We start from the raw sequence: 25,790 nt of genomic DNA, 5'->3' as shown, positions 1-25,790 counted from the left end.
GCTCAGGCTTTGTTCTTGGCGCGGCGGATTTCGGCCCGAACCGAAAGTCCGAGCGCATCGGCGACGAGCGCCGACTGTTCGGTCTGGTGACGGCTCATCAGGCCGGTCGCGGGCGAGGCGGCGGCAGCGCGGCCGGCGTAGCGCGGACGCATGCCCTTGAAACCGGCTTCCTTTAGCGCTTCCTCGATAAAAGGTTCGACGAAGAACCAGCTGCCGTTGTTGCGCGGCTCTTCCTGCGCCCAGACGACTTCTTCCAGCTTCGGCATCCGCTTCAGGCGGACGGCAAGCGGTTCGCCGGGGAAGGGATAGATCTGCTCGATGCGGATCACCGTCGTGTCGGTCTGGCCCGCCGCATCGCGCGCTTCCATCAGGTCGTAGCCGAGCTTGCCCGAACAGAGCACGACGCGCTTGATATCGGCGTCGGCGGGCGGGGTGCGGTCGGACATGATGCGGCGGAAATGCGCGTCGCCGATGAAGTCGGAGCGCTGCGACACCGCCAGCTTGTGGCGGAGTAGCGACTTCGGCGTCATGATGACCAATGGCTTGCGGAACGGACGCAGCATCTGGCGGCGCAGGACGTGGAAATAGTTCGACGGGGTCGAAATATTGCACACCTGGATATTGTCGCCCGCGCACAGCTGAAGGAAACGTTCGAGGCGCGCCGAGCTATGCTCGGGGCCCTGCCCTTCGTAGCCGTGCGGCAGCAGCATCACGAGGCCGTTGGCGCGCAGCCACTTGGCCTCGCCCGCCGCGATGAACTGGTCGATCATGATCTGCGCGCCGTTGGCGAAGTCGCCGAACTGCGCTTCCCAGAGCACGAGGCTCTTGGGGTCAGCCATCGCATAGCCATATTCGAAGCCCAGCACGCCATATTCGGAGAGCGGGCTGTCGAGCACCTCGAACCGGCCGTGGGGCACAGTGGTCAACGGAACATATTTATGCTCGTCCTTCTGGTCGACCCAGACGGCGTGGCGCTGGCTGAAGGTGCCGCGGCCCGAATCCTGGCCCGACAGGCGCACCTGATAGCCCTCGCTGAGCAGCGTGCCGAAGGCGAGCGCCTCGGACGTCGCCCAGTCGAAGATCTCGGTATCGCTCTTGTCGGCGAACATCGCGGCGCGGCCGTCGATCACGCGGCGCAGCGTCTTGTGCACCTCGAGGTCGGCGGGGATCGTCGTCAGCGTGCGGCCGATCGCGTCGAACAATTTGTCCGAGACGCCCGTCGCGATGTTGCGGCGCGCGCCCTCGGGATCGGTCGGGGCATAGAGACCCGACCAGCGGCCCGCGAACCAGTCGGCCTTGTTCGGCTTGTAGCTTTTCGCCGCCTCGAAATCCCCTTCGAGCTGTGCGACGAATTCGGCGCGGCGGGCGTCGGCCCAGCCGGCGTCGATCACGCCTTCGCCTTCCAGCTTCGCGGCGCACAGCTGCGACACCGGCGGGTGCTTGCGGATGCGTTCGTACATCAGCGGCTGCGTGAACGAAGGCTCGTCGCCCTCGTTATGGCCGAAGCGGCGATAGCACCACATGTCGATCACGACATCGCGCTTGAAACGCTGACGGAAGTCGATCGCGAGCTTGCACGCAAAAGTGACCGCCTCCGGGTCGTCGCCGTTGACGTGCAGGATCGGCGCCTGGACGCCCTTGGCGACGTCCGACGGATAGGGCGACGAGCGCGCGAACTGCGGGCTGGTCGTAAAACCGATCTGGTTGTTGACGATGAAGTGGATGCAGCCGCCGGTGTTGTAGCCGCGAATGCCCGAGAAGCCGAGGCATTCCCAGACGATCCCCTGCCCCGCGAAGGCCGCGTCGCCGTGGATCAGCACCGGCAGCACCTGCTCATGCTTGTCGAGGTCGTCGCGCACCACCTGCTGCGCGCGCACCTTGCCGAGCACGACCGGATCGACCGCCTCGAGGTGCGAGGGGTTGGGGACGAGCGACATATGCACCGAAATGCCGTCGAACTCGCGGTCGGTCGAGGTGCCGAGGTGATATTTGACGTCGCCCGAACCGCCGATGTCGTCGGGGTTCGCGCTGCCGCCGGCAAATTCGTGGAAGATCACCTTGTACGGCTTGGCCATGACGTTCGCGAGCATGTTGAGGCGCCCGCGGTGCGCCATGCCATAGACGATTTCCTTCACGCCATATTGGCCGCCATATTTGATGATCGATTCCATCGCCGGGATCATCGATTCGCCGCCGTCGAGCCCGAAGCGCTTCGTCCCGACATATTTGCGCGCGAGGAATTTCTCCCACTCCTCGGCCTGGATCACCTTGTTCAGGATGGCGCGTTTGCCCTCGACCGAAAATTCGATGATCTTGTCGGCGCCCTCCATCCGTTCCTGCAGGAACTGGCGCTCCTCGATGTCGGCGATGTGCATATATTCAAGGCCGACATTGCCGCAGTAGTTCGCGCGCAGGATCGCCACGATCTCGCGAATCGTCGCCTTTTCGAGGCCGAGCGTGCCGCCAATCCAGATCGGGCGGTCCTGATCGGCGCCGACGAAGCCATGATATTCGGGGGTCAGGTCGGCTGGGAGCTCGCGCGTGCTGAGCCCGAGCGGGTCGAGGTTCGCCGCCAGATGGCCGCGGACGCGATAGGTGCGGATCAGCATCATCGCGCGGATCGAATCGTTCGCCGCACGCTCGACCTCGGCGTTCGACAAGGGCGCACCGGCCTTGGCGGCGGCGGCCTTCACCGCGACCTGCATCTGCTGCGGGTCGAGCGCGGCGGTCAGGTCGTCGCTGTCGATGACGGGCCAGTTCTTCGGCGCCCAGCTGGGGCCGGCCTGGACTTCATCGACGTCGAAGCTTTGTCGTTCGAGGTTCATAATCTTACACTCGCTGTGCCCCTGCGAAGGCAGGGATGATGTCCATACAATACTCAACGCTCGTGCTCCCCCGCGAAGGCGGGGGTCCAAGCAACCTCGCTATGGATCCCCGCCTTCGCGGGGAAACACGACTAAACCAATGTCTCAAACGAATCGGCCCACTCGGGATTCCGCTCTTCAATGCGCGCAATCTTCCACGCCCGATTCCATTTCTTCATTCGTGCTTCAAACTGCCGGACGTCGTGGATGCTCTCGAATGCCTCGAACCAGATCAGCAGCTTGCAACCATATTCCTTCGTAAAACCGTCGATTACGCCCTCGCGGTGTTGCCAAACCCGCTGCGGCAAATCGCTCGTCACGCCGATATAGATAGTGCCATTTTTCCGGCTTGCCATGATGTAGACAAAGCCGGGTCGAACCATTCCCAAACCTCCCATCCGAGTGTCCCCGCGAAGGCGGGGACCCATTGCGACCTCTCATGGACCCCCGCCTTCGCGGGGGAACACGAAAGAGAGGCTGGCCCAAAAATCAGACACGTTCCTTCAGCACTTCGGCGAGCGTGGTGCCGAGTTCCGACGGGCTCGCCGACACCTTGATGCCGGCGGCTTCCATCGCCGCGATCTTGCTTTCGGCGTCGCCCTTGCCGCCCGACACGATCGCGCCGGCATGGCCCATGCGGCGGCCCGGAGGTGCGGTGCGGCCCGCGATGAAGCCGGCCATCGGCTTCTTGCGGCCGCGCTTGGCTTCGTCGATCAGGAACTGGGCGGCCTGTTCCTCGGCGTCGCCGCCGATTTCGCCGATCATGATGATCGACTTGGTCGCTTCGTCCGCAAGGAAGAGTTCGAGCACGTCGATGAAGTTGGTGCCGTTGACCGGGTCGCCGCCGATGCCGACCGCGGTGGTCTGGCCGAGCCCGACGTTCGAGGTCTGGAACACCGCTTCATAGGTCAGCGTGCCCGAGCGCGAGACGACGCCGACGCTGCCCTTCTTGAAGATGTTGCCGGGCATGATGCCGATCTTGCATTCTTCGGGCGTCAGCACGCCGGGGCAGTTCGGGCCGATCAGGCGCGATTTCGAGCCCGAGAGGGCGCGCTTCACCTTGACCATGTCGAGCACCGGAATGCCCTCGGTGATCGCGACGATCAGCTCGATCTCGGCATCGATCGCCTCGAGGATCGAGTCGGCGGCGAAGGGCGGCGGCACATAGATGACCGACGCGGTCGCGCCGGTCGCGTGCTTCGCTTCCTCGACCGTGTTGAACATCGGCAGCCCGATGTGCGTCGTTCCGCCCTTGCCCGGCGTCACGCCGCCGACCATCTGCGTGCCATAGGCAAGCGCCTGTTCGGTGTGGAAGGTGCCGGTCGCACCGGTCATCCCTTGCGTGATGACCTTGGTATTCTTGTCGATGAGGATGCTCATTCGAAAGTCTCTCCGAGTTTTGACCTAGCTCGACGGTTCGCGAGTTGGGTCTTCAAATAGCGAGCGCCCCAGCCGAAGCTGTGCGCCAAACAAATTCCTACGATCAACGTGCCCAGAAAATAGGGAAACACCTGAGCGCCATGTTCACTCAATGATGGGTCATTGGGGTCGCCGGTCCAATGGAGATACAGGACGTAGCCGAGCCATAAAACCAGCAACCCAATGATGGACGCCGTCATCTTCCACTGTCCGAAATACCCCAGCACGGCGAAGAGCAAGGGAAGCGTCAGGAAGAGGATGGCGACCACTGAAGTCTATACCAGCGACGGATCCAGCGACTTGCACGCGTCGAGCAGTTCCTTGACCGCGTCGACCGAGACTTGCAGGCCGGCCTTGTCGGCATCGTCGAGTTCGATTTCGACGATCTTCTCGACACCGCCCGCGCCGATCATCACCGGCACGCCGACATAGAGGCCGTCGACGCCATATTGGCCGTCGACATAGGCGGCGCAGGGCAGGATGCGCTTCTGGTCGCCGAGATAAGCTTCGGCCATCGCGATGCCCGAGGCTGCGGGCGCGTAGAAGGCCGAACCGGTGCCGAGCAGCGCGACGATTTCGCCGCCGCCGCCGCGGGTGCGCTTGACGATCGCGTCGATCTTGTCCTGCGACGACAGGCCCATCTTGACGAGGTCGGGAACGGGGATGCCGTTGACGGTCGAATAGCGCACGACGGGAACCATCGTGTCGCCATGGCCGCCGAGCACGAAGGTGTTCACATCCTTGACCGACACGTCGAATTCGCCGGCGATGAAGTGGCTGAAGCGCGCCGAGTCGAGCACGCCGGCCATGCCGACGACCTTGTTGTGGGGTAGGCCCGAGAATTCGCGCAGCGCCCAGACCATGGCGTCGAGCGGATTGGTGATGCAGATGACGAACGCGTCGGGCGCATTGGCCTTGATGCCCTCGCCGACGGCCTTCATGACCTTGAGGTTGATGCCGAGCAGGTCGTCGCGGCTCATGCCCGGCTTGCGCGCGACACCGGCGGTGACGATGATGACGTCGGCGCCCGCGATGTCCTTGTAATCGTTCGAACCGGTGATCTTCGCGTCGAAACCGGCGATCGGGCCGACCTGCGACAGGTCGAGCGCCTTGCCCTGCGGCACGCCTTCGACGACGTCGAAAAGGACGACATCGCCCAGTTCCTTCTGCGCGGCGAGCAGCGCCAGCGTTCCGCCGATATTCCCGGCTCCGATCAATGCGATCTTCTTGCGTCCCATGGCGCGCGGCACTCCCTTCTGTGGCAAGCCCGGCAATGCAATATCGGACCGGTGCGGCCACGGGCTAAAGCCGCCATTCCGATCCCAAGACTCGGGCCGCCACTACGCCGATTCCCTTAACGAAACAACCGCGAAAAGGACCAAAATCAGGCTTTTTATGCAAATAGTTCGCAATATCATTTAATCATGTGGCCGGGCGCTCGTGGAGGCAGGCTCCTTTACGGCTTCCTTGCGCACGAGCGACGTCACGTCCGCGATCTCGCCGCGATGACGGTCACGTCATCCCGCCGGGGAAGGGGTACCCGCGACGTCATCCTGGCCATGGCCCAGCGCCAGATAGTCGTCCGACTGCATCTCCGACAAACGGCTCGCCGTGCGCTCGAACTCGAACGCGCCGTCGCCGGCGACATAGAGTTCGTCGGGCATCGCCGCCGCGCTGGCGAGCAGCTTGACTTTATACTCGTAGAGCGCGTCGACCAAGGTCACGAAGCGCGCCGCCTCGTTGCGGTTCTCGGGCCCCATGCGCGGGATGCCGACGATGATCACCGCATGAAAATGGCGTGCGACCGCGAGGTAATCGGATGCGCCGCGCGCCTCGCCGCAGAGGCGTTTGAACGAAAAGACCGCCACGCCCTTCAGCGCCTTCGGCACGTGCAGCGTCCGCCCGCCCCCGACATCGAGGTCGAGCGTCGGCACATTGGCGCGATCCTCGGGCGGATAGTCGGTGAGGCGGAAGAAGGCCGCCGACAGCGCCGCGCTTGCTGCATCGTCGGCGGGCACGAACCAGCGCGCGCCGTCGCCCAGCCGGTCGCGGCGATAGTCGGTCGGGCCGTTCAAACCCATCACGTCGAGCTTCGCCTCAATCAGCGCGATGAAGGGCAGGAAATGCTCGCGGTTGAGCCCGTCCTTGTAGAGATCCCTGGGCGGCCGGTTCGAGGTCGCGACGACCGTGACGCCCTTGTCGATCAGCGCGGTGAACAGGCGCGACAGGATCATCGCGTCGGCGCTGTTGTTCACCACCATCTCGTCGAAGGCGAGGCAGCGGACATCCTGCGTCAGCGCCGCTGCGACCTGCGGGATCGGGTCGCCGCTCTCGGTCTTCCTGACCTCGCGCATCTGTGCATGGACGTCGAGCATGAAGGCGTGGAAATGGACGCGCCGCTTCCGCTGGATGTGGAGCTGGTCGTAGAAGAGATCCATCAGCATCGACTTGCCGCGCCCGACCGCGCCCCACAGATAAACACCGCGCGGGCTGTCGGGCTTGCGGCCCGCGATCCGCCACAGCAGGCTGCCGCGCGGCGGCGCCGCCTCGAGCTCCTCCTGCAAGCGGTTGAGCCGCACCGCCGCGCCGCGCTGCTCGGGATCGGGCTTGAGTTCGCCCGACGCGACCAGCCGGTCATAGGCGGCGAGGACGCCGGTCACTTCCTGCTCGCCTTGCGGATCGTCCCGGCGAAGGTCAGGACGATATGGCCGTCGCCTTCGCCCTGCACGACGAGCCCGCGCAGGAAGATCAGGCGGCCCGTTTCGCGCACCAGTTCGACGATCGCGTCGAGCGGCTCGCCCACCCGACCCGCGCCGACGAATTGCGTCGACAGGTCGAGCGTCACCGAATGGCCGGCGTCGAGCGAGCCGAACTGGTGCGACGCCGCAAACAGCGCGACATCGACCAGCGCCAGCGTCACCGCGCCGTGAACATTGTCGCCCAGGTTGCTGTGCCGACGCTCGGGCAACATCCGCACCCGTGCGCGCGGACGGCCATCCTCGGTCGGGCGCTCGGAGCGCACCGACAGCGGCTCAATGAAGCTGTTAAAACGGTCCTTGTCCTTGAGGTTCCAGCTGATCCAACCCCCATCCAGTTCCTCGGCGCTGAAATTTTCGCGGCGTTTCGGTTCCTCGATCCCGTCATTCATGCCTTGCAATATCCGTCCAGTTTCCCCGAGCGTATCAGCTCGCCATAATAACCGGCCATCGCCTTCGCGCGCGGCGCGTCGTCCGCGATCCACTTCGCGGCGCCCGCCACCCAGCCGGCCGAACAGCCCTCAAGCGCGCCCGTGCCGCGCGTGCAAGCGATAAAGTCGACGAAAGCGCGATGCCAGATGGCAAAATCGGCGATCGGCATGATCGGGCCGTGCCCAGGCACGACCTGTTCGGCCCCCGAACTCGCCACCTCGTCGAGCGCCTGCAGCCAACCCTCGGGGCAGGCTGTATCGAGAAACGGCACCGGCACGGTCACAAGATCGCCGACGATCGCGCGTTTCTCCGCCGCGTCGTAGATCCACAGATCGCGTTCGGTAACGGCATGATTGGCTACACGCAGCGATAGCGGCCGGCCCGCGATCAGCATGTCGCGGGACTCGTCGACGACAATATCGGGTTTGAGTTCGGCGCCGCGCGCGATCGTCGCGAGATCGCCCTCGACATCGGGGATCGCGTTGGCCGGAATGGCGCCTTCGGCCAGCGCCTTGCGCGATGCTTCGGCGCTCTTCGCGAGGAACCCCGACAGCGCGCCGTCGATCGCCGACGTTCCATAGACCTTGATATCGGGGAAAGCCGCCTTCAGCGCCGGATTGCCGCTGACATGGTCGAGATGCCAGTGCGTGTTGATGATCGCGACGGGCGTCATGCCGATCCCGCTGAACCCCTGACGGATCAGGGTGAGATGCTCGGCGTGGCGCCCGCTGTCGATCAGGAAGGCACCCTCGGGTCCATAGAGAATCAGGCTGTTTCCGTCGGGCGAGCGGCCGGGAGGAAACGTCCCGCCGATCAGGAAGGTCGCGCCGCCGATGCCGTGCGCATAGGCACGCGGCGGCGGCACGGTTTCGACGGCGGATTCTGCCGCGCAGCCGGCCAGCCCCAGCGCGATCAGCGCTGGCAGCCAGCGGCGCATCAGACCTGCCGCTCGGCTTCCAGCTTCTTGATCTCGGCGATCGCGCGCGCGGGGCTCAGCCCCTTGGGGCAAGCGTTCGAGCAGTTCATGATCGTGTGGCAGCGATAGAGGCGGAAGGGATCTTCCAGCTCGTCGAGCCGTTCGCCGGTATATTCGTCGCGGCTGTCGGCAAGCCAACGATAGGCCTGGAGCAGGATCGCGGGGCCGAGGAACTTGTCGCTGTTCCACCAATAGCTCGGGCAGCTCGTCGAACAGCAGGCGCAGAGGATGCACTCATAGAGGCCATCGAGCTTCTCGCGCTCGGCGGGAGACTGGAGGCGCTCCTTGCCGCTCGGGGTCGTCGTCTTGGTCTTCAGCCAGGGCTCGATCGACGCATATTGCGCATAGAAATGGGTGAAGTCGGGGACGAGGTCCTTGATGACCTCCATATGCGGCAGCGGGGTGATCTGGATATCGCCCTTCAGATCCTCGATCGCGGTGGTGCAGGCGAGGCCGTTCTTGCCGTTCATGTTCATCGAACAGCTACCGCAGATGCCTTCGCGGCACGAGCGGCGGAAGGTCAGGGTCGAGTCCTGCTCGCTCTTCATCTTGATCAGCGCATCGAGCACCATCGGGCCGCATTTTTCGAGATCGATCTCGAACGTGTCGAAATGCGGGTTCTCGCGCTTGTCGGGGTCGTAGCGATAGACCTTGAACTTCCGGACTTTGGTCGCGCCCTCGGCCTTGTGGACCGTCCCGCCCTTTTTCGGGCGGCTGTTCCTGGGCAGACGAAATTCGGCCATGTCTCTGGCTCCCCTGATGTAGTCGCGGTCGGACTAGACCCGAAAGACGGAGTCGACAAGGGGTTCATGTTCGCAAAAGCGAAAGCCGCTGGCACCCGTCCGCGCAAGCCGCTAGGGCCGCAGCCGATGAGCGAAGAGGCCGTCCAACCCGCCGTTACCAACCGCCACGTCGCACGCGGGCTCGGCACGACCGTGCTGGCGCGGCTCGGCGCGGTGGTCGAGATCGTGACCCAGCCGCTCTATGTCCTGATGTTCGGCCTCGCGGGCTTCGGCCTCTACGCCGTGCTCTGGGCGGCGATCAACCTGATCGAGAATATCTTCGACCTCGGCATGACGAGCGCGATGCAGCGTACCGTGCCGCAATCCGCCACCGATGCCGAGGCCGCGGCGGCGCTGCGCACCGCGTTGCTGTTCGGGGTCGGTCCCTGCCTGGTCGTCGCGGCGCTGATCGCGATCTTTGCCGCCGACCTCGCGCCCTGGCTCAATGTCGCAGAAAAGGACCGCGCGCTCGTCACCCCTGCGATCCAGATTTTCGTCTGGGCGCTGCCGCTCTGGGCCTTTGTCGAGATTGCGACCTCGGCGCTGCGCGCGCGGATGGTGTTCGGCGCCGAGATCCGGCTGCGCATCGTTTGGGAACAGGTGATGCGGGTGGTGTTCGCGGTGCTGTTCTTCGCGCTCGGCTTCGGGCTTGAAGGGCTGTTCATCGCCCACCTCTGTTCGCTCGCGGTCACCGCGATCCTCAGCGTGCGGCTGCTCCGTCGCTATTACAGCTTCGGCGACCTGCTCCGCGGCGGACGCGGCAGCGAGGTCGAACGCAATACCTTCTGGGCCGGGCTGTCGGTGTTGCCGTCGAACATCATCACGCGGCTGTTCGGCGACGCACCCGCGCTGATCCTGAACCTGATGCTCCCGGGGGCGTCGGGAGCCGCCGCAGCCGGTCTTTTCACCATCGCGCGCAAGCTGTCGAGCGTCGTCCAGCTCGTCCGCATTGCCTTCGCCTATGTCGTGGCGCCGCTGGCCGCGAGTGCCGAGCGCGGCGGGCGCGAGCAGGTCGCCGATATCTATGCCTATGCGACGCGGCTGATTTCGGCGATCGCGCTGCCGATGGCGGCGGTGCTCGCGGCGGGCAGTTCGTCGCTGCTCAGCCTGTTCGGCGCGCAGGCGCATGTCGCGCAGGGCGCGGTGATCATCCTGCTCCTCGCGCGCGCGGCCGAGGCGGTGCTGGGCATTTCGCTGCCGGTGCTGCAGGTGGTCGCGGCGTTCCGCCACCAGCTGACCGCCAGCCTGCTCGGCGTGCTTGTCGCGGTCGGCGCGGGCTGGCTGTTCGTCGACCATGTCGACGCGCTGACCGGCGTCACGCTCGCGATGTCGATCGGCCTCGTCGTGATGGCGGGCATTCCGATGCTGCAGCTCGCGATCGGCGAAGGGCTGCATCCCTTTGACCACCAGTTCCCGATGGTGGCGCTGCGCGGCCTTGCGATCACGATCGTCGCGGGCGCGCTGGCCCTTCTCGTGAGCCGCCTTCCCGATCCGGTCGCGCTGCCGCTGATCATCGCCATCGCGGTCGGCGCGATCTGGCTGTCGGTGCGGTTCGGCCTGCCCTATGCCGACCGCGCCTCGCTCGGCAAGACGGGACGCCGGTTGCGGCTGATCGGTCCCGATGTCCGGGTCGCGGAGGCGGGAGACCCGGCATGACGACGCCCGCCGACGCGCTCCGCATCGCGATCTACGATCTCGACCGGACGGTGCTTAGAACGCCGACCTTCACCCTGTTCCTGCTGTGGGCGGCATGGACGCGCGCGCCCGCGCGCCTGCTGCTGCTGCCGCTCTATGCCGCGCTCGCCATCGGCTATGCGCTGCGCCTTTATGGCCGCGACCGTTTCAAGCCCGCCGCCTTTCGCCTGTTTCTCGGCACGCATCTGACCCCGGGCGAGGCGGACGGCCTTGCGGCGCGCTTCGCCGGGTGGCGCGTCCCCGCCGACGTCCCGCCGGGGGCAGGCGCCGCCATCGCCCGTGACCGGGATCAGGGTTTTCGCCTGCTGATGGCGACCGCCGCCCCCGAATTCTACGCCGGCGCGATCGCCGACGCGCTCGGCTTCGATGCGGTGCTGGCGACGCGCCACCGCCGTGACGCCAACGGCAACTGGCTTCCCGAAATCGATGGCCATAATTGCTATGGCGCCGAAAAGGCGCGCCGGATCGGTGAGTGGCTGGACGCGAACGCCCCGGGCGGAACCAGCCACGTCCGCGCCTATTCCGACCATCTCAGCGACGCCCCGATGTTCGCGCTCGCGACCGAGGCCTGGTTGATCGGCCGCAAGGCGAAGCTGACGGCCATCGCGGCCGAGCATGGCTGGCAGGCGCTCGATTTTGAAGAGAGTCCCGAGGCGCAGCCATGCGCATAATCTTCCCCTTTATCGGCGAGCCGCACCACATCTTCCACGCCCTGCCGATTGCGGCAGAGATGGCGGCGATGGGTGCCGACGTCGAGGTGGCAGTCGCCGGCCCCGACCATCTGCGCATCCTCAAACAGATCGATCTCGTCTATCCGGGGTTCGACCCGCGCATCACCCTGCTCGGCCAGACAGGTCCGGCGCGCTGGCTGCGCGATGCGGGGATCATGCGCAACCCGCGGCTGCCGATCCTGTTGGGGGCCTTGCCGTTCCTCCGCGGCTTCGACGCGATCGTGGTGCCCGAACGAACGACGACCGCCATTCGCCATTTCCTGCCGCGACGCACCCGCCTGGTTTTTACGCCGCATGGCGCGGGCGACCGCGCGATCATGCTCGACCCGCGCGACCGCCATTTCGACTTCGTGCTCGTCGCCGGCAAAAAGAGCGAGAAGCGTCTGCTCGATGCCGGAACGATCCGGCCGGGCCATTATGCGGTGAACGGCTATGTGAAGCTCGACCTGATGGCGCGGCTGCAAAAATCGCGCCCGCCGTTGTTCGACAATGGCCGGCCGACCGTGCTCTACGCCCCACATTTCCAGCGCGCGCTGTCGTCGTGGGACAAGTTCGGGGCCGCGGTGATCGACTGGTTCGCGGGGCAGGATCGCTACAACCTCGTGGTCGCCCCGCACGTCCGTCTGTTCGCCGAGGCGAGCGATTCCGAGCGCGAGGCGGTGATGGAGCGCGCGGTGCCGGACAAGATTCTGATCGACCTCGGCTCCGATCGCCTGTTCGACATGAGCTATACCGGCGGCGCCGACATCTATCTTGGCGATGTCAGCAGTCAGGTTTACGAATTTCTCGCGACGCCCCGGCCGTGCCTGTTCCTGAATGCGCATGACGTCGACTGGCGCGGCGACCCCGACTATCTGTTCTGGACGCTCGGCGACGTCCTCGACGATCCTGCAGGACTGGGGGCTGCGCTCGACGCGGCGCAGGCGCGTCACAAGCTCTATAGCCCGGCGCAATGCGAACGGCTCGCGGAATCGATCGGCGGCGATCCCGCCGGTGCGGCGCGGCGCGGCGCCGAGGCGATCCTGCGCTTTCTTGCAAAGGACGGCTGAGCGGGTAAGAGCGCAGGTGATGACCACTGCCTCCGCGCCGCCCGCCCTGATCGCTTTCGGCGACAATTCGACCCTGCTGTGGGGCATGACCAACGCCGAACGGCTGCGCCGCCTCGCGCGCGCCGAGGGTCTGCCCGAAGACACCGATGCAACGGGCGCGCATCTCTATGCCAACCTCGCCTATGTCTTCGACCCGCTCTGGTTGCGGCACATATTGACGCTTCCCGACACGATGGTCGTCGATGGCGGCGAACCCGTGCTCGCTTATCTGAACGGCGGCCGCACGCCCGAGGTGGCGGCACAGGACAGCCGTGTGCGGATCATCGAATATCGCGACAATCCGCAAATCTACAACCGCCAGCTCCGCAAACTCGACTGCCCGTTCATCCAGCGGCTGACCCCAGAGACGCGGCGCCAGATCGAGCGGAAAAGCTATTTCGGTGCCTACAAGGGCGTCACCGACGCGCTGACCAAATATCTCTGGCCCGAACTCGCCCTCTGGCTGACCCGCATCGCGGCCAGCATCGGCATGACGCCGAACATGGTCACCGCGATCGGCGCGACGCTCTGCGTCTATGCGACCTATCTCTTTGCTATCGGCGATTATTGGTGGGGGATGCTCGCGGGCTTCATCTTCATGGTGCTCGACACCGTCGACGGCAAGCTCGCGCGCTGTACGATCACCTCGTCCAAATGGGGCAATGTCGCCGACCATGGCGTCGATCTGATCCATCCGCCCTTCTGGTGGTATTTCTGGGGGGTCGGCCTTGCGAGCTGGGGGCTGGCGCTGCCGACCTCGACGTTCGTCTGGATCATGGTCGCGGTGATCGCGGGTTATATCCTCCAGCGCGTGATCGAGGGGCTGTTCATCAAGGATTTCGGCATGGACATCCACGTCTGGCAGAAATTCGACAGCGATTTCCGCCTCGTCACCGCGCGGCGCAATCCGAACATGGTGATCCTGTTCGTCGCGACGCTCGCCGGACGCCCCGACCTCGGCCTCATCGCGCTTGCGTGGTGGACCGTCATCTCGCTGGTCGTCCACGCGGTGCGGCTGGTGCAGGCCTATGCGCAGCACCGGGCGGGCCGTCCGATCGTCAGCTGGATGGAGGAAGCGCAGCCATGAACGCCACGATCGAGAAATTCGGCTTCCCCGCCACGCTGGTTGCCGAGTTCGAGCATTGGGTCGTCCTGCTCCGCCCCGCGCAGCCGACGCTGGGCGCGCTGGTGCTCGCGGCGAAATCCGATGCGACGGCGTTCGGCAGCGTCGCTGCAGAGGCGCATGCCGAGCTGAAGGTCGCGACCTCGGCAATCGAAGCCGCGCTCGGCAAGGCTGTGGGCTATGCGAAGATCAACTATCTGATGCTGATGATGGTCGACCCGCACGTCCACTTCCACGTCCTGCCGCGTTACGAAGGCGAACGCAGCGGCGCGGGACTGACGGTCGCCGATGCCGGCTGGCCGGGACAGCCCGACCTGGGGAAGGCGGTGAAGCTCGACGACGCGCAAATCGCCGCGCTCACCGGCTGGCTCAAACCCTATTTTGCGTAGCGGCCTTCGGCCGCCCATTTCGCGGTGAGCGCATCGGCAGCTTCGACGTCTTGCGGGAAGTCGACCTCCTGCCACTCCAGCCCTTCGATCGACACGGTGCCGACGCGGTTGCCCTTCGCGATGATGTCGATCGCGCGGAGGTACCAGCGTTCGACCCCGTCGGGGGTGCGCATCATCTGGTCGACCTGGTTGCGGAAGATCGACGGGCCATCGCCGACGAAGGCGAGCATCCCGATCGATTCGGCATTGGTATCGGGCGGTAGCAGGCGCTTGCCGATCGCGTGAAGCCGCCCTTCGGCGTCGCGGTTCACCTTCATATCGTCGTCGTCATACTCGCCCTTGACGTCGACGGTGACGTTGATCGGCTCCCTCGCGCCTTCGATCAGCTTCGCGACGATCTCGTCCGAGACGATGGTGTCACCGTTGAGGATGATGAAATCGCGGTCCATCTCCTCGCGCGCGATCCAGCAGGTGCCGAGATTGTCGGCGACCTGGAAGAAGGGATTGAACAGCGTGCGAATGCGCGCGCCGGTGTCGCGATAGAGCTGCAGCGCATGATCCTCGACCCGCTCGGTGCGAAAGCCGGTGACGACGACGATATCCTTGATGCCGTTGGCGACGAGCGCCGCGACCTGCCAGCTGATCAGACTGCGGCCATTGAACTCGATCAGGCATTTGGGGATATCACGGGTCAGCGGCAGCAGGCGCGAGCCCTGCCCGGCCGACAGGATGATGGCTTTGTCGATGCTCATAGGGGCGCCCCTATAGCGCCTTGGCGCCGCGCGGCAAATATCCGTTCGATCAGCTCGATGTCCGCGGGCTTGTCGGCGTCGATGCACGCCTCGGGCTCGGACATCGGCACCACCTTCGCCTGCAGCCCGAACCGCCGGCCTGCACGCGCGATCCCCTGCTCGATCGTGAAGAGCCGCAGGAGCGCGCCGAGCAGCAACCACGGGCCGAACGCCGCGATGATCTTCAAGCCCTTCTTGCGGTCACGCTCGATCCGCCCCCAGAAGTCGAGCAGGGGCAGCACGCGCCGTCCGCCGAGGCGGAACAGGTTCGCGCCCGACCACCAGCCGCCGCGGAACTTGAGCCAGGTGCGTTGCGATTCGGGATAGCGCGCGAGCAAAACAGCTTTCTCGACCATCGCCACCGCGACGTCGCTGTCGCGAGCGCCCGTAACGAATTCGGCGATCATCGATGGCGTCAGCAGCACATTGTCGGCGGTCGTTACCAAAATGGGCGCGTCGCTGTCGGGCAGCGCCGCGGCGAGCGAGCTGCTGATCCCTTGCCCCGAGTCTGAAAAATGCAGCCCCGCGACACCGGCAAGCATCGGCTCGGCGGCCAGCTCGGCGCTGTTCTGCGCAAGGATGGTGATCGGCCCGATGTGCGGCGAGGCGCGCAGCGCGGTCACGACATGGACGAGCATCGGCTTCCCCGCGATCGGCAGCAGCGCCTTTGTCGAAACGCCGCTGCCGCTCAGGAGCGGATCGGGGCCGGGGCGGCTGCCGGCGAGGACGATCGCAGGGATCGTCATTCGGCTGCGTCCGTCGCGGGCGCGACACGGCGGCCGGTGACGCCGCGCAGGAAGTCGGTCGCGTCGTCGAGCACCGGCCCCCGCGACCGGAAGGGCGCCGACAGCGCCATGACGATGCCGGTGTGCCCCACGCCCGGATAGATGCGCAGCGCCGCCGATCCGCCGGCCTTTTCGATCGCCGCCGCGAGGTTCTGGCTGTTGCGCGGGCGCACCGTTTCATCCTCGTCGCCCGTCGCGAGCCACAGCGGCGGCGCATCGCCGCGCGCGTAGGCAATCGGCTGCGTCTTCTCCGCGGGCCGGACCTTGCCCATCGCCTTTTCGGCGCTGCCGCCCTTTTCCATCGGCAGGAAATCATAGGGGCCCGCAAGCCCCGCGACGCCGCGGATGATCGACGGGTCGCTCTTCGCGCCGCGCAGCCATTGCGGATCGAGCGCCAGCATCACCGCATTATAGGCGCCCGCCGAATGGCCCATCAGCGCGATGCGATCGGGATCGCCCGCGAGGTCGCCAATGTGTCGATGCGTCCATGCGACCGCCTTGGCGCTGTCCTCCAGGAAATCGGGCCAATGCGCCTTGGGAACCAGCCGGTAATCGGGGATGACGACGACGAAGCCCTTCTGTGCCAGCGCGCGGCCCGCGAAGCCATAGCTTTCACGCGCGCCGCTGTCCCAGCCGCCGCCATAGAAAAAGACGATCACGGGCAGCTTGTCGCCCTGCTTCGCATTCTCCGGCACCCATATGTCGAGCGACTGCCGCGGCCCGTTGCCATAGGGCTGATCGCCGATCAGCAGCCGCGCGCCGCCATCCGACCCGAGCAACTTGTCGGCCAGATCGAGCGACTTCGCGCCGCCCGCCACGACCATCTTCGCACCGCTGCCGAACAGCAGCAGGAGCAACACCAGAACGATGATGAACTTGATCAAACGCCGTCCTTTGGCTGCGCGCGCGGTCATAGCTATCGCGCCCTACAGGGCGGCGCGGCGCCGAACAAGATGGCGCAGCGGGGCGGGACGCATGGACCCGGATCAAGTCCGGCCGACGAGGACGGGAGGAGGCGACCTTTTCCCCGCTCGTGCGTAGGACAGGCCATGACCAGCCCCTTTACCCGCCCCGCCCCCTTCACCCGCCCCGCCCTCGTCTGCAACATCCAGAGCGGCAGCCACGATCCCGCGATCCGCGCTGCGATCGAGGCGGCGTGCCGCGATGCGGGCACGCCGCTCATCGCCACTTTCGAACTGCCCGATGGCGCGGTTCCCGACGCGACGACTCTTCGCGAGCGGGGCATCGACCTGCTGCTCGTGTGGACCGGCGACGGGACGATCAACGCCGCGGCCCGATCGGCGGTCGGCTGGAATGGCGCGATCCTCCCGCTGCCCGGCGGCACGCTCAACCTCTTGTCCAAGGCGCTTCACGGCGACCGCCCGGCGCCCGAGATACTGACCGATGCGCTCATGGGCAAAGGACGCCGCCGGCCGGTCCCGACGATCCGCTCGGCAGTCGGCGAGGCGTTCATCACCATCGTCGCAGGGCCGGCAACGCACTGGGCCGGGGTGCGCGAGACGATGCGCCAGGAGGGGCTGCTCGAAGCGGGGCGCGCGGCGCCCGACGCGCTCGAGGCGATGATAAACGCGCCCGGCGTGCGCGTCGTGGGGCACGGCAAGGCCTATCCGGCCGTCATCCTCACCCCGACCGAGGCCGGGGTACGCGTCGACGGCATATTGACCGAAGGGACAATCGACGTGCTGCGCCACGGACTCGCCTGGCTGGGCGGCGATTTCCGCGACGGGCCAAGCGAGGAGATCGTGCAAAGCGAGACGATCGTGCTCGAAAGCGATGCGCCGATCAGCCTCGAATATGATGGCGAACTGACCGAGACCGGATCGCCCGCGCGCTTCGGACTTGCGGCGAGCGCAGTCGATTTCGTCGCCACCCTATGAAGCGGCTGTTCCATATCAGCGATCTGCATTTCGGGCTTGAGGATCGTAATGCCCTCGACTGGTTCGCCCGCTGCGTGCGCGTCGAACGTCCGGCTGCGGTGCTGATCACCGGCGATCTGACGATGCGTGCGCGCAGCCACGAATTCGCCGCGGCCTGCGACTGGATCGCAGCCCTCGACGTGCCGGTGACGGTCGAGGTCGGCAATCACGACCTGCCCTATTTCAACCCCGTGGCGCGCTTTTTCCGTCCCTATGCGCGCATCCGCCGGATCGAGGGGTTGGTCGAACGCGAACTCGACCTAGATGGCGTCGCAGTCGTGCCGCTCAAGACCACGGCGCGCGCGCAGTGGCGGCTCGACTGGTCCAAAGGATGGGTCACGCGGCGGGCGCTCGACCGGACGCTGGCGGCGATCGACGCGCTGCCCGCCGGCACCGCTGTGCTGGTGACAGCGCATCATCCGCTCGTCGAGGCAGGGACGGAGGGCCGCGCCCTCACGCGCGGCGGCGAGCGCGCGCTGACCGAACTCGCGGCACGCGGGGTCGCGGCGGTGCTCACCGGCCACGTCCATGACGCCTTCGACCTCTTGAAGGAAACAAACGCCGGCCCGATCCGCATGATCGGCGCGGGGACGCTGTCGAAACGGCTGCGTTCGACCCCGCCGGGTTTCAACGAACTCACCATCGCAAGCGGCCGGATCGACGCCCGCGTCCGCAACCTCGAGCACGTCGCCACCCCCGACATGCAGATCGGCGCCGTCCCGCCCGACGCGCTGCCGCCTCGCACCCCCGGCGAGCCCGTCGCGCCCGTCGGCGCGGTGCCACCGATCGACCCGCCGGTTCGCTGAAGGGGAAGGCGTCAAGTCGGAGAGCGGCCTTTCAGGTGCGATGAGGACGGCAACAGCTTCGACCGCCAGGCGATCGCCAGCCGAACTTAGCCTGGTCCGATCCGGCCGCCCGCAATGTGAAAGCGCGTTACCGGCCCCGGCATGTCGGCGAACAGCGCCGCCTCGGTCCCGGTGAGCCAGGCTTGTCCGCCCTGCGCCGCCAGCCGGTCGTAAAGCGCGGCGCGGCGCAGCGGGTCGAGATGCGCCGCCACCTCGTCAAGCAGCAGCACCGGGCGCTGGCCGCGCGCGCGCGCGACGCAATCGCTGTGCGCGAGGACGAGCGAGAGCAGCATCGCCTTCTGCTCGCCGGTCGAACAGCGCGCCGCGGCGCGGCCGGTCGCGGCGTGGACGGCCGAGAGGTCGTCGCGGTGCGGCCCGGCGGTCGCGCGTCCGGCGGCAGCGTCGATCCGGCGGCGCGATGCGAAGAGCGTCTTCAGCGCCTCGACCGTGTGCGGCGCCTGACGCGGCGCCCCGTCGGCATCGACAAGCGTCAGCAGCGGGCGCGCAAAGGGCGCGTCGGGCTGACCCGCGAGCTCGGCCGACAGCGCCGCGAGCGTCCGCTGCCGCGCAGCGTCCATCGCCGCACCATGTTCGGCAAGCTGCGCCTCGAGGCTGGCGAGCCATTGCTGGTCGGCGGTCGCCATATCGGCGAGCAGCTTGACGCGCGCGCGCAAGGCGGCGTCATAGCGGTTGCTGTGCTGCGCGTGGCGCGGGTCGAGCGCGAGGACGAGCCGGTCGAGGAAGCGGCGGCGGTTGCCCGCCGTCTCGACGAACAGCCGGTCCATCGCGGGGGTAAGCCACAGCACGGCGAGCCATTCGCCGAGCGAGGCCGCCGCCGCCGATGCGCCGTTGATCCGCACGATCCGCCGCCCGGGATGCGCGGGCTCGATCCCCGTGCCCAGCGCGACCGGCGGCAAGTCGGCATCGGCCGCGGCAAGCAGCTCGGCAAAGATCGCGAAGCCGCCGGTCGCCCCGTCGCGCACCATGTCGGACAGCGCGGCGCGGCGGAGCCCGCGGCCCGGCGCGAGCAGCGAGATCGCCTCCAATATGTTGGTCTTGCCCGCGCCATTGTCGCCGTGCAGCGCCACAAGCCCCGGCCCCGCCGCCATGTCCGCGCCGGCATGATTGCGAAAGTCGGTCAGCGAGAGGCGGGCGAGCGTCATGGCGACGGCGCTACCGCACCATAAGGGGCGACGCCAGCCCACCGCACGCCTCTTCACCCGTCATCCCCGAGCACATCTCGAATAGCGATATCAAATTTTTCCCAAAATTGGGAATTTTTACCAAAAACCCGCAAAGAGCGCGCTGAAATATTCTATCTCCAGCTCAAAAACGGCGGTTAACCAGCGCTGAATGAAATTGGCACGGCTCCTGCATTACCTTCGGCATCCACCGGATGGTCCGGATGGAGGATGGAAAAAGGATAGGTAAATGGCCCACTTCAATGTTGAATCGCTCAAGAGCTACGCGATCGCCGCGGTTGCTTCGGCTTATTGTTCGCTCATGTTCCTCGCCGCTGTCGGTCCGAACGCAGTGCACTTCGGCGGGCTGGTTGCTTAACCAGCCCTCCGTACCCCGCCAACAACGCCGGTCCCGATGGGCCGGGATGGAAAGGAAAGAAATGAAACAGGGTTTTCGCAAGAATCGTCGCGATGGGGTGATCTTCGGCGTGTGTGCCGGGATTGCGGACCAGTTCGGCTTCGACGTCTTGTGGACGCGCGTCGCCTTTGTCGCCCTGACGCTGCTCGGCTTCGGCCTTCCGCTGCTGCTGTACCTGACCGTCGCGATCCTCGCGCCGTAACGCAGCCCGGGCCGGCCCGCCTTTCAGGCGCAGTCGCACCGGCCCGCAAATTTCCCAAAAAGACCAAGGGCTCACCGGCCTCGATCGGTGGGCCCTTTTCTGTTTCACGGCATGGACCAGCGCACGACGAACCTCAAATTCCGTCCCGCGACATCACGACCATCCGCGCTTTTCGGTGCAAGCCTGATCGTCGAGGCAAGCTGATAGGTCGAAAAGCGCAGGGCTTCCATCAGTTGGGCGGTATAGCCCGGGATAGTATTCGGGCTGGCTGCGATGGCACCGGGATCCCGGCACAATAGCTGAAGATCGGCCTCGATCTTGCACGTCACACGGACTTGCGCATTCACCGAATAGCGCATCGCGATCGACGGATAGAGCGCAGCGAGCAGGTTCCCGTCGAGCGGCGTCGCAAAGACCACGTCGCGTGTCGTCAGATCCTGTTCCGATGAAACCGAAAAGGGCGGACGCGCATCGGCCGGCGCGATGATTTCATCAAAGAACCGAACGGAAAATAACGCTTCCCCGTCGCCGGGAAGCAGGCGAATGGCTTTCACGCGTCGCGCCGCGACATCGAACAATGCGATATCGGCAGCGTTTGCGGCATGGCTGGCCGCTTGCCCGGCATCCATGATCTTGTCCCAGGCGACGATTTTCTGGCCGGGCGGAACCAGCGACGCCGGAACGCAATTGCCCGGGGCGCCCGACGGCACAAACACGATGCAGGCAAGGCGAATATGAGCCGGCTTGTCCGGCTGGGCCGTCAGTTCATCCCAGGTTACGGCGCGGACAGACGCGCTGATCGGTATGCGGACATCAGCGGGTGCAGCCACCCGATAGTCGACGGGGATGTTCATTTCTTCCGTGGCGGAAGCCCCGCCCGACGCCGCAACGAGCAATCCCAATATGATCGTCATTCTGATCTCCCCCCGAATAGCAACATAGGCATGAAATCCCATGTCGGAAAAGCCGTATTCGGACCAATCTTCGACACGCGGCGACGTCAGGTTCGCACCCAAAAAAGCCCCACCGGATCACTCCGGCGGGGCTCGTTTCTGTCAGGCTCCGAGGGGTTTATTCCCCGTCGCTCTGGATCAGATAATCGCCGGCATCTGCGTCGGTGCCGTGGGTTTCACCCTCGACCGCGCCAAGCGGATCGTCGCCGATCGCGGCTTCGGGGCCCTGCGCCAGTTCGGCGGCATGTTCCTCGGCCGCCGACTGCGGCGCGATCAGATGCGCCTCGGTGGCGTTGCGCATAGCGGCACGGAGCGCGGCATCCTTCGACGATGCGGTGACGCGGACGCGGTTCATGGCAGCACCGGTACCCGCCGGAATGAGGCGGCCGACGATGACATTTTCCTTGAGGCCCATCAGCGAATCGACCTTGCCCTGCACCGACGCCTCGGTGAGGACGCGGGTCGTTTCCTGGAAGGACGCGGCCGAAACGAAGCTGCGGGTCTGCAAGCTGGCCTTGGTGATCCCGAGCAGGACCGGACGGCCCTCCGCAGGCACGCCATTCTTCGGCAGCTTGGCGTTATACTCCATCATCTCCAGATAATCGAGCTGCTCGCCCGGCAACAGCGTGGTGTCGCCGCCGTTGGTGATCTCGACCTTCTGCAGCATCTGGCGAACGATCACCTCGATGTGCTTGTCGTTGATCTTCACGCCCTGCAGTCGATAGACTTCCTGGATTTCCGCGACCAGATACTCGGCCAGCGCTTCCACGCCCATCACGTCGAGGATGTCGTGCGGGTTCGGCGAACCGCTGATCAGCGCATCGCCGCGCTTGACCTGGTCGCCTTCCTGCACTTCGAGAACCTTCGACTTCGGGATCAGATACTCGATCGGATCGCCCTCTTCCGGAACGATCGCGATCTTGCGCTTCGCCTTGTAATCCTTCACGAATTCGATGCGGCCGCTGATCTTGGCGATCACCGCATTGTCCTTCGGGATGCGCGCTTCGAACAGCTCGGCAACACGCGGCAGACCGCCGGTGATGTCGCGCGTCTTCGACGCTTCGCGGGTCACACGGGCCAGAACGTCGCCCGCCTGCACTTCCTGGCCGTCCTCGACCGACAGCATCGTGCCGACCGCGAGCAGATAGCGCGCGGCTTCGCCCGAGGCGTCGTCGAGCAAGGTCAGGCGCGGCTGAAGGTCTTCCTTCTTGCCGCGGCCGGCGGCGCGATACTCGATCACGACGCGCTGCGCGATGCCGGTCGCTTCGTCGACCTGTTCGATCAGGGTCTTGGTATCGATCAGATCCTGATACTTCACGACACCCGGCTTTTCGGTGATCAGCGGCATGGTGAACGGATCCCATTCGGCAATCCGGTCGCCCTTCTTCACCTTCTCGCCGTCCTTGTGCATGATCTGCGCACCATAGGGCAGCTTGTGCGTCGCACGTTCCCGGCCTTCGCTATCGATGACCGCGATTTCACCCGAGCGCGACAGCGCCAGACGGCGACCGCGCTGGTCGACGATCGTCGCCATGTCGCGATATTCGATCGTGCCGTCGGAGATCGCTTCGAGGTTCGACTGCTCGTTGACCTGCGCCGCGCCCCCGATGTGGAAGGTCCGCATGGTCAGCTGCGTGCCGGGCTCACCGATCGACTGCGCGGCGATGACGCCCACCGCTTCACCGATGTTGACCGGCGTACCGCGCGCGAGATCGCGACCGTAGCATTTGGCGCAAACACCGAGGGTCGCTTCGCAAACCAGCGGCGAGCGGATCTTGACCGCCTGCACTTCGGCTTCCTCGATCTTCGCGACCATCGCTTCGTCGAGCAGGGTACCCACCGCTGCGATGATATTGCCGTCCTTGTCGGTGACATCTTCGAGCGTCGTGCGGCCGAGAATGCGTTCGCCCAGCGAGGCGATCGTCGAACCGCCCTGGATGATCGCGCGCATTTCCATCCCGCGTTCGGTGCCGCAATCATCCTCGATCACGACGCAGTCCTGCGACACGTCGACGAGGCGGCGGGTCAGGTACCCCGAGTTCGCCGTCTTGAGCGCCGTGTCCGCGAGGCCCTTGCGGGCGCCGTGGGTCGAGTTGAAATATTCAAGGACGGTCAGGCCTTCCTTGAAGTTCGAGATGATCGGCGTTTCGATGATCTCGCCCGACGGCTTCGCCATCAGGCCGCGCATCCCCGCGAGCTGCTTCATCTGCGCCTGCGAACCACGGGCACCCGAATGCGCCATCATGTAGATGGAGTTGATCGGGGCCATACGGCCATCGGGCAGCTTCGGCGTCGCGCGGATCTCGTCCATCATCGCGTTCGCGACCTTGTCGCCGCACTGCGACCAGGCGTCGATCGCCTTGTTGTACTTTTCCTGCTGCGTGATCAGGCCGTCCTGATACTGCTGCTCGAAATCCTTCACGAGCGCGCGGGTTTCGTCGACCATCCCTTCCTTCGACGCCGGAATGATCATGTCATCCTTGCCGAACGAGATGCCCGCCTTGAACGCGTTGCGGAAGCCCAGCGCCATGATGGCGTCGGCGAACAGCACGGTCTCTTTCTGACCGGTATGGCGATAGACCTGGTCGATCACGTCGCCGATTTCCTTCTTGGTCAGAAGGCGGTTGACGACGTCGAAGGGCACGGTGTGCGACTTCGGCAGGCATTCGCCGATCAGCATGCGGCCGGGGGTCGTTTCGTAGCGCTTGAGGTAGGTGTTGCCTTCCTCGTCGGTCTGCGGAACGCGGCTGATGACCTTCGTGTGCAGCGTCACCGCGCCGGTGAACAACGCCTGATGCACCTCGGCCATGTCGGCGAGCAGCATCCCCTCGCCCGGTTCGCCTTCGCGCTCCAGCGAGAGATAATAGAGACCGAGCACCATGTCCTGCGACGGAACGATGATCGGCTTGCCGTTCGCGGGGCTGAGGATGTTGTTGGTCGACATCATCAGCACGCGTGCTTCCAGCTGGGCTTCGAGGCTCAGCGGGACGTGGACGGCCATCTGGTCGCCGTCGAAGTCGGCGTTGAACGCGGCGCAGACCAGCGGGTGAAGCTGGATCGCCTTGCCCTCGATCAGCACCGGCTCGAACGCCTGGATGCCGAGGCGGTGAAGCGTCGGGGCGCGGTTCAGCAGGACCGGGTGCTCGCGAATGACTTCGTCGAGGATGTCCCAGACTTCCTTGCGTTCCTTTTCGACCCACTTCTTCGCCTGCTTCAGGGTCATCGACAGACCCTTGGCGTCGAGGCGCGCGTAGATGAAGGGCTTGAACAGTTCGAGCGCCATCTTCTTCGGCAGGCCGCACTGGTGCAGCTTGAGTTCGGGGCCGGTCACGATGACCGAACGGCCCGAATAGTCGACGCGCTTGCCGAGCAGATTCTGGCGGAAGCGGCCCTGCTTGCCCTTGAGCATGTCCGACAGCGACTTCAGCGGACGCTTGTTGGCGCCCGTGATCGTGCGGCCGCGGCGGCCGTTGTCGAACAGCGCATCGACCGCTTCCTGCAGCATGCGCTTTTCGTTGCGGACGATGATGTCCGGCGCGCGCAGCTCCATCAACCTTTTCAAACGGTTGTTGCGGTTGATCACGCGGCGATAGAGGTCGTTGAGATCCGACGTCGCAAAGCGGCCGCCATCGAGCGGCACCAGCGGGCGCAGTTCGGGCGGGATGACCGGCACGACTTCGAGGATCATCCACTCGGGACGGTTGCCCGATTCGATGAAGCTCTCGACGACCTTCAGGCGCTTGATGATCTTCTTGGGCTTGAGCTCCGACTTGGTCGTCGCAAGCTCTTCCATCAGGTCGACGCGTTCCTGCTCGAGGTCGAGATTTTCGAGGAGCACGCGGATCGCCTCGGCGCCAATGCCGGCCGAAAAAGCGTCTTCGCCATATTCGTCCTGCGCGTCGAGGAGTTCGTCTTCGGTGAGCAGCTGGAACTTCTCGAGCGGCGTCAGGCCGGGCTCAAGAACGATATAGGCCTCGAAGTAAAGGACGCGCTCGAGCTGCTTCAGCTGCATGTCGAGCAGCAGGCCGATGCGCGACGGCAGCGACTTCAGGAACCAGATGTGCGCGACCGGCGCGGCGAGCTCGATATGGCCCATGCGCTCGCGGCGCACTTTCGTGACCGTGACTTCGACGCCGCATTTTTCGCAGACGATGCCCTTGTATTTCATACGCTTGTACTTGCCGCACAGGCATTCATAATCCTTGATCGGACCGAAGATGCGCGCGCAGAACAGGCCGTCACGTTCGGGCTTGAACGTGCGATAGTTGATCGTTTCGGGCTTCTTGATCTCGCCGAACGACCACGAGCGGATACGCTCCGGGCTCGCGATGCCGATCTTGATCATGTCGAAGGTTTCGGGCTTCGCGACCGGGTTCATGAAGTTGGTAAGCTGGTTCATTTGTCTGCTCCATCTTCCCCTCTC

24 protein-coding genes are annotated in these 25,790 nt (G+C 65.5%); 9 read left to right on the top strand and 15 right to left on the bottom strand.

All coding sequences use genetic code 11. The features are described 5' to 3' along the window. Positions 1 to 2 precede the first annotated feature (2 nt). The 9 genes from QOL79_RS00565 to QOL79_RS00525 all read right to left on the bottom strand — a co-directional run bounded on the left by QOL79_RS00565 (position 3) and on the right by QOL79_RS00525 (position 9,190). The gene (locus QOL79_RS00565; protein WP_283418276.1) at positions 3 to 2,825 is read right to left on the bottom strand and encodes a 2-oxoglutarate dehydrogenase E1 component; all 2,823 of its coding nucleotides are present in this window, start codon (positions 2,823 to 2,825) and stop codon (positions 3 to 5) included. A 131-nt stretch (positions 2,826 to 2,956) separates the two neighbouring features. Continuing rightward, positions 2,957 to 3,247 carry a GIY-YIG nuclease family protein gene (locus QOL79_RS00560; protein WP_283418275.1) on the bottom strand — a complete coding sequence of 97 codons (291 nt, stop codon included), beginning with the start codon at positions 3,245 to 3,247 and terminating at the stop codon, positions 2,957 to 2,959. Between the two features lie 106 nt (positions 3,248 to 3,353). After that, entirely contained in the window at positions 3,354 to 4,244 is an 891-nt protein-coding gene (gene sucD, locus QOL79_RS00555) for a succinate--CoA ligase subunit alpha (RefSeq protein ID WP_058455589.1), read from the bottom strand. Further along, the gene (locus tag QOL79_RS00550) at positions 4,241 to 4,552 is read right to left on the bottom strand and encodes a hypothetical protein (protein WP_283418274.1); all 312 of its coding nucleotides are present in this window, start codon (positions 4,550 to 4,552) and stop codon (positions 4,241 to 4,243) included. Before QOL79_RS00550 ends, sucD begins: the two co-directional genes overlap by 4 nt. 6 nt (positions 4,553 to 4,558) lie before the next feature. Then, positions 4,559 to 5,521, bottom strand: coding sequence for a malate dehydrogenase (mdh, locus tag QOL79_RS00545; protein ID WP_283418273.1), 963 nt, complete (start codon positions 5,519 to 5,521; stop codon positions 4,559 to 4,561). 279 nt (positions 5,522 to 5,800) lie between these two features. Further along, the gene (gene zapE / locus QOL79_RS00540) at positions 5,801 to 6,943 is read right to left on the bottom strand and encodes a cell division protein ZapE (RefSeq protein WP_283418272.1); all 1,143 of its coding nucleotides are present in this window, start codon (positions 6,941 to 6,943) and stop codon (positions 5,801 to 5,803) included. Then, entirely contained in the window at positions 6,940 to 7,431 is a 492-nt protein-coding gene (locus tag QOL79_RS00535; protein WP_082657517.1) for a PaaI family thioesterase, read from the bottom strand. The genes zapE and QOL79_RS00535 overlap by 4 nt, the downstream gene beginning before the upstream one ends. Further along, positions 7,428 to 8,408, bottom strand: coding sequence for an MBL fold metallo-hydrolase (locus tag QOL79_RS00530; protein ID WP_283418271.1), 981 nt, complete (start codon positions 8,406 to 8,408; stop codon positions 7,428 to 7,430). The genes QOL79_RS00535 and QOL79_RS00530 overlap by 4 nt, the downstream gene beginning before the upstream one ends. Continuing rightward, positions 8,408 to 9,190, bottom strand: a complete 783-nt coding sequence (locus tag QOL79_RS00525) for a succinate dehydrogenase iron-sulfur subunit (RefSeq protein WP_058455585.1) — start codon at positions 9,188 to 9,190, stop codon at positions 8,408 to 8,410. Before QOL79_RS00525 ends, QOL79_RS00530 begins: the two co-directional genes overlap by 1 nt. Positions 9,191 to 9,256: 66 nt before the next feature. Here QOL79_RS00525 and QOL79_RS00520 point away from each other — a divergent pair, with 66 nt between their 5' ends. From QOL79_RS00520 to QOL79_RS00500, 5 genes are read left to right on the top strand one after another with little or no spacing between them, the layout of a single operon-like run. Beyond that, entirely contained in the window at positions 9,257 to 10,885 is a 1,629-nt protein-coding gene (locus QOL79_RS00520; protein ID WP_283418270.1) for a lipopolysaccharide biosynthesis protein, read from the top strand. Beyond that, complete coding sequence (locus tag QOL79_RS00515) at positions 10,882 to 11,595, top strand: HAD family hydrolase (RefSeq protein WP_204992422.1); 714 nt, start codon at positions 10,882 to 10,884, stop codon at positions 11,593 to 11,595. The genes QOL79_RS00520 and QOL79_RS00515 overlap by 4 nt, the downstream gene beginning before the upstream one ends. Further along, positions 11,586 to 12,704 (top strand): CDP-glycerol glycerophosphotransferase family protein, encoded by a 1,119-nt coding sequence (locus QOL79_RS00510; RefSeq protein ID WP_282946056.1) that lies wholly within the window; start codon positions 11,586 to 11,588, stop codon positions 12,702 to 12,704. Before QOL79_RS00515 ends, QOL79_RS00510 begins: the two co-directional genes overlap by 10 nt. 19 nt (positions 12,705 to 12,723) lie before the next feature. Then, a complete protein-coding gene (locus QOL79_RS00505) occupies positions 12,724 to 13,830 on the top strand; it encodes a CDP-alcohol phosphatidyltransferase family protein (protein ID WP_283418269.1) in 1,107 nt (368 codons plus the stop codon). Beyond that, positions 13,827 to 14,255 (top strand): HIT family protein, encoded by a 429-nt coding sequence (locus QOL79_RS00500; protein ID WP_283418268.1) that lies wholly within the window; start codon positions 13,827 to 13,829, stop codon positions 14,253 to 14,255. The genes QOL79_RS00505 and QOL79_RS00500 overlap by 4 nt, the downstream gene beginning before the upstream one ends. Here QOL79_RS00500 and QOL79_RS00495 read toward each other — a convergent pair. From QOL79_RS00495 to QOL79_RS00485, 3 genes are read right to left on the bottom strand one after another with little or no spacing between them, the layout of a single operon-like run. Further along, positions 14,243 to 15,007 carry a phosphocholine cytidylyltransferase family protein gene (locus QOL79_RS00495; RefSeq protein WP_283418267.1) on the bottom strand — a complete coding sequence of 255 codons (765 nt, stop codon included), beginning with the start codon at positions 15,005 to 15,007 and terminating at the stop codon, positions 14,243 to 14,245. The two genes, QOL79_RS00500 and QOL79_RS00495, sit on opposite strands and share 13 nt — an antisense overlap. Then, positions 15,004 to 15,792: a nucleotidyltransferase family protein gene (locus QOL79_RS00490; protein WP_282946048.1), complete on the bottom strand. Its 789-nt coding sequence runs from the start codon at positions 15,790 to 15,792 to the stop codon at positions 15,004 to 15,006. Before QOL79_RS00490 ends, QOL79_RS00495 begins: the two co-directional genes overlap by 4 nt. Beyond that, positions 15,789 to 16,745, bottom strand: a complete 957-nt coding sequence (locus tag QOL79_RS00485; protein WP_283418266.1) for an alpha/beta hydrolase — start codon at positions 16,743 to 16,745, stop codon at positions 15,789 to 15,791. The genes QOL79_RS00490 and QOL79_RS00485 overlap by 4 nt, the downstream gene beginning before the upstream one ends. 135 nt (positions 16,746 to 16,880) lie before the next feature. Between QOL79_RS00485 and QOL79_RS00480 the strand changes: the two genes are divergently transcribed. After that, positions 16,881 to 17,729 carry a diacylglycerol/lipid kinase family protein gene (locus tag QOL79_RS00480; RefSeq protein ID WP_282946044.1) on the top strand — a complete coding sequence of 283 codons (849 nt, stop codon included), beginning with the start codon at positions 16,881 to 16,883 and terminating at the stop codon, positions 17,727 to 17,729. Continuing rightward, positions 17,726 to 18,574 (top strand): metallophosphoesterase family protein, encoded by an 849-nt coding sequence (locus QOL79_RS00475; protein ID WP_204992414.1) that lies wholly within the window; start codon positions 17,726 to 17,728, stop codon positions 18,572 to 18,574. Before QOL79_RS00480 ends, QOL79_RS00475 begins: the two co-directional genes overlap by 4 nt. Before the next feature lie 86 nt (positions 18,575 to 18,660). Here the strand turns inward: QOL79_RS00475 and recF are convergent, their stop codons facing one another. Beyond that, the gene (recF, locus tag QOL79_RS00470) at positions 18,661 to 19,776 is read right to left on the bottom strand and encodes a DNA replication/repair protein RecF (RefSeq protein WP_282946025.1); all 1,116 of its coding nucleotides are present in this window, start codon (positions 19,774 to 19,776) and stop codon (positions 18,661 to 18,663) included. A gap of 268 nt (positions 19,777 to 20,044) precedes the next feature. Between recF and QOL79_RS00465 the strand changes: the two genes are divergently transcribed. Both QOL79_RS00465 and QOL79_RS00460 read left to right on the top strand, forming a co-directional pair. Beyond that, entirely contained in the window at positions 20,045 to 20,173 is a 129-nt protein-coding gene (locus tag QOL79_RS00465; protein WP_282946023.1) for a hypothetical protein, read from the top strand. 61 nt (positions 20,174 to 20,234) lie between these two features. Beyond that, positions 20,235 to 20,414: a PspC domain-containing protein gene (locus QOL79_RS00460; RefSeq protein WP_058455575.1), complete on the top strand. Its 180-nt coding sequence runs from the start codon at positions 20,235 to 20,237 to the stop codon at positions 20,412 to 20,414. 104 nt (positions 20,415 to 20,518) lie between these two features. Here the strand turns inward: QOL79_RS00460 and QOL79_RS00455 are convergent, their stop codons facing one another. Continuing rightward, complete coding sequence (locus QOL79_RS00455; protein ID WP_283418265.1) at positions 20,519 to 21,328, bottom strand: hypothetical protein; 810 nt, start codon at positions 21,326 to 21,328, stop codon at positions 20,519 to 20,521. A gap of 157 nt (positions 21,329 to 21,485) precedes the next feature. After that, positions 21,486 to 25,766 carry a DNA-directed RNA polymerase subunit beta' gene (gene rpoC / locus QOL79_RS00450; protein WP_058455573.1) on the bottom strand — a complete coding sequence of 1,427 codons (4,281 nt, stop codon included), beginning with the start codon at positions 25,764 to 25,766 and terminating at the stop codon, positions 21,486 to 21,488. Positions 25,767 to 25,790 lie beyond the last annotated feature (24 nt).

This window comes from Sphingopyxis sp. Geo48 (assembly GCF_949769155.1).
In the GTDB taxonomy this organism is placed as follows: Bacteria; Pseudomonadota; Alphaproteobacteria; order Sphingomonadales; family Sphingomonadaceae; genus Sphingopyxis.
This window is presented reverse-complemented; position numbering and strand designations above follow the sequence as displayed.